The organism is Paenibacillus vulneris (assembly GCF_039543185.1).
In the GTDB taxonomy this organism is placed as follows: Bacteria; Bacillota; Bacilli; order Paenibacillales; family NBRC-103111; genus Paenibacillus_S; species Paenibacillus_S vulneris.
This window is the reverse complement of the sequence record NZ_BAABJG010000051.1, coordinates 43185-50643: the sequence shown is the minus strand read 5'-3', so window position 1 is coordinate 50643 and position 7459 is coordinate 43185. Positions and strand designations below refer to the sequence as shown.

At 44.8% G+C, this 7459-nt stretch carries 9 protein-coding genes; 1 reads left to right on the top strand and 8 read right to left on the bottom strand.

Annotated features, from left to right (window positions below; all coding sequences use genetic code 11):
* Positions 1-70: 70 nt before the first annotated feature.
* The 8 genes from ABEA66_RS32030 to ABEA66_RS31995 all read right to left on the bottom strand — a co-directional run bounded on the left by ABEA66_RS32030 (position 71) and on the right by ABEA66_RS31995 (position 6649).
* Positions 71-592 carry a TetR/AcrR family transcriptional regulator gene (locus ABEA66_RS32030; RefSeq protein ID WP_192701891.1) on the bottom strand — a complete coding sequence of 174 codons (522 nt, stop codon included), beginning with the start codon at positions 590-592 and terminating at the stop codon, positions 71-73.
* A 241-nt stretch (positions 593-833) separates the two neighbouring features.
* Positions 834-1244, bottom strand: a complete 411-nt coding sequence (locus ABEA66_RS32025; protein ID WP_345593979.1) for a cupin domain-containing protein — start codon at positions 1242-1244, stop codon at positions 834-836.
* Positions 1245-1326: 82 nt separating this feature from the next.
* On the bottom strand, positions 1327-2190 hold the full coding sequence (locus ABEA66_RS32020) for an aldo/keto reductase (protein ID WP_345593977.1): 864 nt from the start codon (positions 2188-2190) through the stop codon (positions 1327-1329).
* A 39-nt stretch (positions 2191-2229) separates the two neighbouring features.
* Positions 2230-2985, bottom strand: a complete 756-nt coding sequence (locus ABEA66_RS32015) for a carboxymuconolactone decarboxylase family protein (RefSeq protein WP_345593975.1) — start codon at positions 2983-2985, stop codon at positions 2230-2232.
* Between the two features lie 405 nt (positions 2986-3390).
* Positions 3391-4440, bottom strand: a complete 1050-nt coding sequence (locus ABEA66_RS32010; RefSeq protein ID WP_079914855.1) for an NAD(P)-dependent alcohol dehydrogenase — start codon at positions 4438-4440, stop codon at positions 3391-3393.
* Positions 4441-4639: 199 nt separating this feature from the next.
* Positions 4640-4843, bottom strand: coding sequence for a hypothetical protein (locus ABEA66_RS32005; protein ID WP_079914854.1), 204 nt, complete (start codon positions 4841-4843; stop codon positions 4640-4642).
* An 83-nt stretch (positions 4844-4926) separates the two neighbouring features.
* Entirely contained in the window at positions 4927-6099 is a 1173-nt protein-coding gene (locus ABEA66_RS32000) for an MFS transporter (protein ID WP_345593971.1), read from the bottom strand.
* Between the two features lie 241 nt (positions 6100-6340).
* Positions 6341-6649, bottom strand: coding sequence for an SDR family NAD(P)-dependent oxidoreductase (locus tag ABEA66_RS31995; RefSeq protein ID WP_345593969.1), 309 nt, complete (start codon positions 6647-6649; stop codon positions 6341-6343).
* 193 nt (positions 6650-6842) lie between these two features.
* Between ABEA66_RS31995 and ABEA66_RS31990 the strand changes: the two genes are divergently transcribed.
* Positions 6843-7391 (top strand): TetR/AcrR family transcriptional regulator, encoded by a 549-nt coding sequence (locus ABEA66_RS31990; RefSeq protein ID WP_345593967.1) that lies wholly within the window; start codon positions 6843-6845, stop codon positions 7389-7391.
* The last annotated feature ends 68 nt before the right edge of the window (positions 7392-7459 follow it).

Here is a 7459-nt window from a genome sequence, read left to right as displayed (position 1 = left end):
AACCGCCGTATGCGGACCCGCATGTACGGTGGTGTGAGAGGACGGGGGTTAATCACCCCCTCCTACTCGATTATTTGTTCTTCACCATCAAATCCGGCATATCCATCGCCATCGATACGTTGCACAGCATGCCTCTTGCCAAAAAATTCGAGGTCCGTTCATCCGCATCCGGGATTCCGGCCTGGATAAAGGCGTTCTCCACCAGCGTCTTCACTTGGCTTAGCCCCTGTCTCATGGCGTCGCGTATCGGCGTTTCCCGTATCGTCTGGGCCTGCATTTGGAGCAAAATCTCGCTGCGATGCGACTCCATAATGCCCTCATAGGCTCGGATCAAGCCTATTTCCAATTGCTCCGGGGCCGCTGTGTCGATCACGCGTTGAAAGGCCTGCACTATTCGCTGCCAGGACACCTCCAGCGCTTCCACCAGCAGCGACTCCTTCGTAAAAAAGCGATAGACGTAAGGCTGTGAGATTGACGCACGCTCCGCTACTTGGGCCGTCGTTGCACGGTAGTAGCCGATTTCTGCGAACACTTCAATCGCCGCTGATACGATTTCCGTACGGCGATTTGCAGATGCTGTTCCTTTTGCCATATTCGTTCCCCCTTTTTTATTTTATTGATTGATCAATTAATATTAGATACATACATTGTATGCTAATCTGCCGTTAATTACAACTGCATCTTCATATGCCTTCCAGCTCCTGTTCATCCAAGAAAAAGAGGCTATCCCCTTTAAGCAGTTGCTCTGCTCCGGGAACAGCCTCAGCCTCATGAAGCCAGCGCTAGTGAGCTATATGATCGATTGAGAAACAACTTCCCGATCCAGTTCATTATTAGTTCAATTTATTATATTCCTCATCGGTTACTGGCTCCAACCATTCCGGCGTACCCGCAGTGATTGCAATGTGTTCGAACCAGCTGTCTTTTGAAGCACCATGCCAGTGCTTTACTCCATCATGGGTAACAATAACATCGCCGGCTTTTAAGGATTGAGCAGGCTTTCCTTCTTCCTGATACCAGCCTTCGCCGCCAGTCACCAATAAGAGCTGAAATCCATTCCGATGAATATGCCAGTTATTTCTGCACCCTGGCTCAAAGGTCACATTTCCAACGCCAACATTCACCTTAGGATCAGCAATTAATGTTTTCAGATAGCTTTGTCCCATAAAATATTGTGCAAATGCTTCATTTTTTTCGCCCACCGGGAAAATAACGCCATGTTTTACTTCTTCATGCTTTGCCATATTCATTCCTCCAATAATGATCCTTCCTAGTGGTATCCCCTAGCTGATCAGTTACTATAAAAAGTCCCCCATTAATAATGGTTTACTTTAATTTCCCGCCAAATACAGGGAAGAAGCTATGCTCACCGTAACTCTGGATGGGCTCTACATTTTTCAACATCTCCATATCTGCATCGCTGATAACAAAATCAAGCTCTGCATTAATTCTCATGTGATCTGGATTGGCCGTCTTAGGAATGACTACAAGTCCAAGCTGGATATCATAACGCAGGCAAAGCTGCGCAACCGACACTCCATACTTATCAGCTATTACCTTAACCTCCGCATTATCAAGAACTGCGCCGTGTGCGATAGGCGAATATGCCTCTACCAGGATGTCATTCTTTTGGCAAAATTCAATAAGATCCAGAGGCGTATTGCTCACATGTGCCAAGATTTGATTTACCATAGGCTTGATCTCACAGCTTGCAACAATATTCTGTACATCATCCTGAAGGAAGTTAGAAAGACCGATTGCCTTTACTTTGCCTGTCTTATAAGCATTCTCTATGGCTCTCCATACTTCTTTATTTTCCTCGAAGTAACGGTTCTCCTCACGGAACTCCTTCCAAGGCTGTGGGCTGTGGATAATCAGAAGATCAATGTAATCCAATCCCATTTTGGCTAAAGACTCATCAATGGACTGCGTAACGGTATCGTAGCTCTTTGCTTCTGCAGCAACCTTCGTCGTGATGAAAAGCTCTTCTCTTGCGACGCCGCAGGAACGAATTCCTTCGCCTACACCAGCCTCATTCTTATAGGCCTGAGCCGTATCGATATGGCGATATCCGATAGATACCGCATCACGCACTGCCTGTGCTGCCTGTTCATCGTCAAGCAGCCAGGTACCGAGACCTAACATTGGAATTTCTACACCGTTGGATAATCTATAAGTTTCGTTAAACATGCTTTTGTCTCCTTAGCATTGATATATTTTTTGTAGCTCTTAATTTTCGGGAATCATTTCATTGATGCAAGCTAAAGCGTTCAGTGTTCTCGGAAAGCCCATATAGGGCAGGCAGTGAGTGATGGCGGTGATCATGGTTTCCTTGTCATTTCCCATATTTTTGTTACCCTGCACATGCGCCTTCACTTGACCTTCTGCGCCACCCAAGCTACCTATAATGCAGAGAGTCAGCAACTCTCGCGTCTGTAAATCGAGACCACCGCGGGTATAGAAATCGCCAAAGCAGAAGGCGGAGAGGTAGTCTTGGATATGCTTTTGATTGGATGGGGTACTTTCCCGCATTGTTGCAATGACATCCCCAAAAATCTCTATCTGCACGGCAAGCCCCTTTTCAAACCGATTATCCTCTTCCACCTGCTTTTGGCTCTCAAGCGGCAATGCAATATTTCTAGCTTTGAAGACTTCGTTGACCTCAGTGACTGCATTTAATGTTTTGGGAAATCCAATGTATGGCGCACACTGGTAAATGGCCTCCTTGATTTCCACTGGTGTGAGTCCAACGTTAAGCGCGGCGTGAACGTGAGCCTTTAATTGGGGCAAGGTTTGGTTCGTTGTAAGCACTACTAGGGTTATAAGCTCACGCTGCTTATTGTCCAGGCTGCCTTGATAAAAAACCTCTCCAAAAATAAAGCGGCTCAGGATGTCTTGAAAATCTGGATCAGTAGCATATGCCGCTGGGACACCATCGCCAAATAGCTGTGTGTATGTTTCTTTGCTCTTTTCAATTCGGTTCATCAATAACCCTCCTGCTTGTTTTACGGCTAAATGAGACCACCGCAAGAATTATGGCAATTGCGACTGATATAGCTGCGATCCAACCGACCGACCTATATATATTCAACATTGTTTACTTATTCAACATCTGTTTATAATTTTATATAGAATCCACGGTTTTTCAATCGTTAATGCAGCTGGATTTGTTCATTACTAAACAATTTATTAACAAATATTGATTATCTAAGAGCAGATCAACGAACTGTGGGGAATGTGCGAATCAGCACGTCAATAAGCCTTTTTCACATCAAGTCTTGGCAGCACAACTCGGGGCATTCTCGGGGCATTGATGGATAGAAATCTATGAATCATACGAAAACAAGCCGTTGTCCAAAAAGACAATGGCTTGTTTGATTACCCCAAACGTTATTCATTCTCCATCGTGCGGATGTCGATTACAAACCGATAACGGACATCGGAAGCAAGTACCCGCTCCCAAGCTTCATCAATCTGTTTGGCAGCAATAACCTCGATCTCGGGTGCTATATTGTGTTCAGCACAGAAATCAAGCATTTCCTGCGTTTCGCGAATTCCACCGATCATAGAACCGGCAAACGACCGGCGCTGAGGAATCAGTGAGAATACCTGAACCGGCAGCGGTTCCGCCGGAGCACCGACGTTGACCAATGTACCATCCAGCGCCAGCAGCGAAAGATAGGCATTAATATCGATCTTCGCGCTCACTGTATTTATGATGAGGTCGAATGAACCGGCAAGCTTCTTAAACGTCTCCGGATCGCTCGTGGCATAATAATGGTCCGCGCCAAGCCGCAAACCGTCTTCTTTCTTTTTTAATGATTGAGATAACACCGTAACCTCTGCACCCATGGCATGAGCGAGTTTCACAGCCATATGTCCAAGCCCGCCAAATCCAACAACCGCTATTTTCTTGCCTGGGGCAGCTCCCCAATGGCGAAGAGGCGAGTATGTTGTAATACCGGCGCACAAAAGCGGCGCAGCGACGTCAAGCTCCATACCATCAGGGATTCGAACCACGAAATCTTCCGTTACGACAATGTGGGTGGAATAGCCGCCCTGTGTATATTGCCCATATCTATCGATAGCTGCATAGGTTCCCGTATTTCCACTGAGGCAGTACTGCTCTTCCCCTCTTTGGCAGTTGACACATTCCCGGCAGGAGTCAACCATACAGCCTACCCCAACTCGGTCCCCCACCGCATATTTTGTAACTTCGGAACCAACCTGGGTGACGATTCCAGCGATCTCGTGCCCGGGAACGAGAGGATAATTGACAGGTCCCCAATCGCCGCGAGCAGTATGGATATCTGAGTGGCAAATACCAGCGTATTTAATCTCAATAAGGACATCATGCGGCTTAAGATCCCTGCGTTCTATCGTGGTCAGTTGGAACGAACCTTCCGGGCTGAATACAGCACGTGCACTAGTCGTAATCATAATATTACCTCCTACCGGAACAAGCCTTTCCTATCACAGGCAATTTGGCACTGATGATGTTCTCATGACCTTTGGGAATGGCTTTACGATAACCTTAGCATCCGAAGGTCTCGTGACATCCCATTAATCCTGCCTATGCTATTCTGGGCCCTTCCGAATCATTTCGTGTTTTGAATGCCATATGTTGCAATTGCTGCGATCAGTCTTGCTCGGCATGCGCTTGAATGAATAGCTGTTGCTGCTGTTCATTGTTTTGTGCAACTGCTGCGGGTGTAACATCCGATTGCTGCTGCGCGTATTGGATCAGCTCGTTGCACCCTTGGATCACTTGACTCCAGTTGCTATTGGAGCAAGCATTTTGAATTTCCCGGCATTGCTGCTGCCAGCCTTGTCCTGCTGCCATGTCGTCTCCTCCTTTTCTAACGTCCGGATACTTTAACCAAAACATAGGATAGGCCATGCAGGTATCTTTTATGCGCATTGGATTCACGCTGAGAGCTGCTGAGCTGGAGAAACCATGCAGCTTCTTAGTATGATGGCAACAAAGCTTAACAATAATGAAAGTATTCCCACTAACACAACGTAGGGTGTGCCCATTTCTGATATAAATAGCCCGCCTACTGCCGTACCCAAGGTTGTACCTACATTACAGGATGATATAAATAATCCGTTGGCGAAATCAGGCGCTTCAGGAGCTGCAGAGGCGATCAAATATTGATTTATATTTGCCATAATTCCTCCAGCCAATATGCCCCAAATGAAAGTTATAATCGCCGTAGGTACGGTAAACGGCCCGGTAAAGAATAAAATGGTGTAAACAGCACCCAATAACAAAGGAAAAGAAACTACAGACTTAAGGGCACTATGCGTAAGCAGCTTTCCTGCGATAATGTTTCCAATAATATTGGCTCCGCCGAAGATGAATAGCGTGAAACTGATCGTATTCGGGGACATCGCTGTTACTGTTTTCAAATAGTCAGCAAAATAACTATAAACCCCAAATACAGCTGAGTTTAATAAAATGACGGTCACGATGGAAAGCCATGTAATAGATTTCTTTAATACAGAAAGCTGTGTACCATAAGAAAGTCGTTCTTTCACAGGCATAGATGGCACAAAAATCAATGTAGCAATGAGTACAATAGAGTTCACAATAGCAAAGAAAGCCATCGCCATGTCATACGAAACGGCATTATTAATATAGCTTGCGATCGGTACGCCGGCTACCATCCCGGCCGATACTCCAATAAATACTTTAGCAACAGCTTTTGGAGCTTCTTCTTTACTTACGGAGGAAGCAGCAGCTGTAAATGCCAATGAACAATAGATCGGATGAAAAAAGGCTGGAATGATACGAGCCAATAATAATATGGTAAAGTTAGATGTAAATACGGACACCATGTTTCCCAAAACGAAAACACCTAGTACAAGCAGCATGACCTTCTTGCGATTCATACCCGAAAACAATAACGGCATCGTAGGACCAGACACTGCAATCGCAATGGCAAAAAGACTTACTGTCAATCCTGCTTTTGAAATGCTCACGTGAAAGTGATCAGCAATGGAAGGCAATAACCCAATAACCCCCATTTCGGTATTTAAGATCCCGAAAACACCTATGGTTAGTATCAGTATCAGCCATTTTTTTTGCTTCTCCATAATCCTCCCCCTTCATAAAGGTTACCAATCTACCCGTTTTCCGTCTCTGAAGAACCCGCCATTTGGCCCTTCAGGTCCAATAGCAGCTAACCAAAGGATCGACTCCGCAGCTTGCTTGGGAGTTCGTGGAGCCGAAGGTCCGCCCATATCCGAGCTCACCCAACCCGGATCCGCCGCATTTATTTTTAAATCTCCATTGATTTCAGCAGCTACCAATCGTATCAATCCATTTAAGGCTAGCTTAGACAATTTTATAGGCGCCTGCCCCCTGATAAGACATTTCGCTCATCGCACCATACTCCGAAGAAACATTAATAATCCTCCCATACCCTTGTTTTTCCATGATGGGAATAAAGGAACGGATTACATGATAAGCTCCGAAGAAATTCGTCGCCATCGTTTCATCCAGAATGGAAGGGTCCATAGCCATTAACTTTTTATTCTCATCCAAATACACCCCAGCATTATTAATCAATACATCTAACCTTCCAAACTGCTCATTTACTGTCAACGCCGCTTGCCGGATACTTTCTTGATTAGCTACATCCATCTACAACCACTTTATTTTCGATTGCCATTTCAACTGGTTTCTTGTGTATAATACACAATAGTGTATTACAAAACATATATGTATTATCATAAATCGAATTCTGATTTTCAATGACCAAATTCCCTGAATTCGTTAATTAGTTCACACATCCACGGAAAATGTGTATTAACTTTAGAGAAAGTGGTGCTCCCAAATGCCCAAAGTGGATCGACGAATCATCAAAACGCAAGAAGCGATTAAAAAAGCGGTGCTTGAACTGATGTCAGAAAAAAATTTCGATGAGATAACGATACAAGACATCTCCGACAGAGCGGATGTTAGCCGCAAAACCATCTACCTTCATTACTCGGATAAATTCGACCTGTTGGATAAGCTTATGGAAGAATATATAGACAAACTCCACAGAATCAGCGAAACTGCGTGTGAAATGGAGTGGAAACCGGCAACTCAGATTTGTTTTGAATACTTGGAAAGCCATTACTTATTCTTTTCGACCATGTTGGCAAATAAAGGCGCACCGTATTTTCGCAGTCGATTCCTTGAGTATCAAATCGAAGCGTTCAAAAATGAACTCCGCAAAACAAACGAAAGACATAGCGAAATTAATGAAGAGGTTATTGTTCATTTTGTTGCATCGGCTTACGTTGGGGTAGTGGAATGGTGGTTAAGGAATGGAATGCCCTGTCCGCCTCGTGTTATGGCAGAACAAGTGGGGACGTTATTTGAAGCAATTTATAATTAAATAAAAATGCTTACGAATTAACCAAATGGCAGCAAGCCTTGTCTTACAAGGATTTGCTGCCATCTGCT

Bases quoted from the DNA above. Each gene is read 5' to 3' on its own strand.
- ABEA66_RS32030 (WP_192701891.1), bottom strand. From the start codon at position 592: ATGGCAAAAGGAACAGCATCTGCAAATCGCCGTACGGAAATCGTATCA.
- ABEA66_RS32025 (WP_345593979.1), bottom strand. From the start codon at position 1,244: ATGGCAAAGCATGAAGAAGTAAAACATGGCGTTATTTTCCCGGTGGGC.
- ABEA66_RS32020 (WP_345593977.1), bottom strand. From the start codon at position 2,190: ATGTTTAACGAAACTTATAGATTATCCAACGGTGTAGAAATTCCAATG.
- ABEA66_RS32015 (WP_345593975.1), bottom strand. From the start codon at position 2,985: ATGAACCGAATTGAAAAGAGCAAAGAAACATACACACAGCTATTTGGC.
- ABEA66_RS32010 (WP_079914855.1), bottom strand. From the start codon at position 4,440: ATGATTACGACTAGTGCACGTGCTGTATTCAGCCCGGAAGGTTCGTTC.
- ABEA66_RS32005 (WP_079914854.1), bottom strand. From the start codon at position 4,843: ATGGCAGCAGGACAAGGCTGGCAGCAGCAATGCCGGGAAATTCAAAAT.
- ABEA66_RS32000 (WP_345593971.1), bottom strand. From the start codon at position 6,099: ATGGAGAAGCAAAAAAAATGGCTGATACTGATACTAACCATAGGTGTT.
- ABEA66_RS31995 (WP_345593969.1), bottom strand. From the start codon at position 6,649: ATGGATGTAGCTAATCAAGAAAGTATCCGGCAAGCGGCGTTGACAGTA.
- ABEA66_RS31990 (WP_345593967.1), top strand. From the start codon at position 6,843: ATGCCCAAAGTGGATCGACGAATCATCAAAACGCAAGAAGCGATTAAA.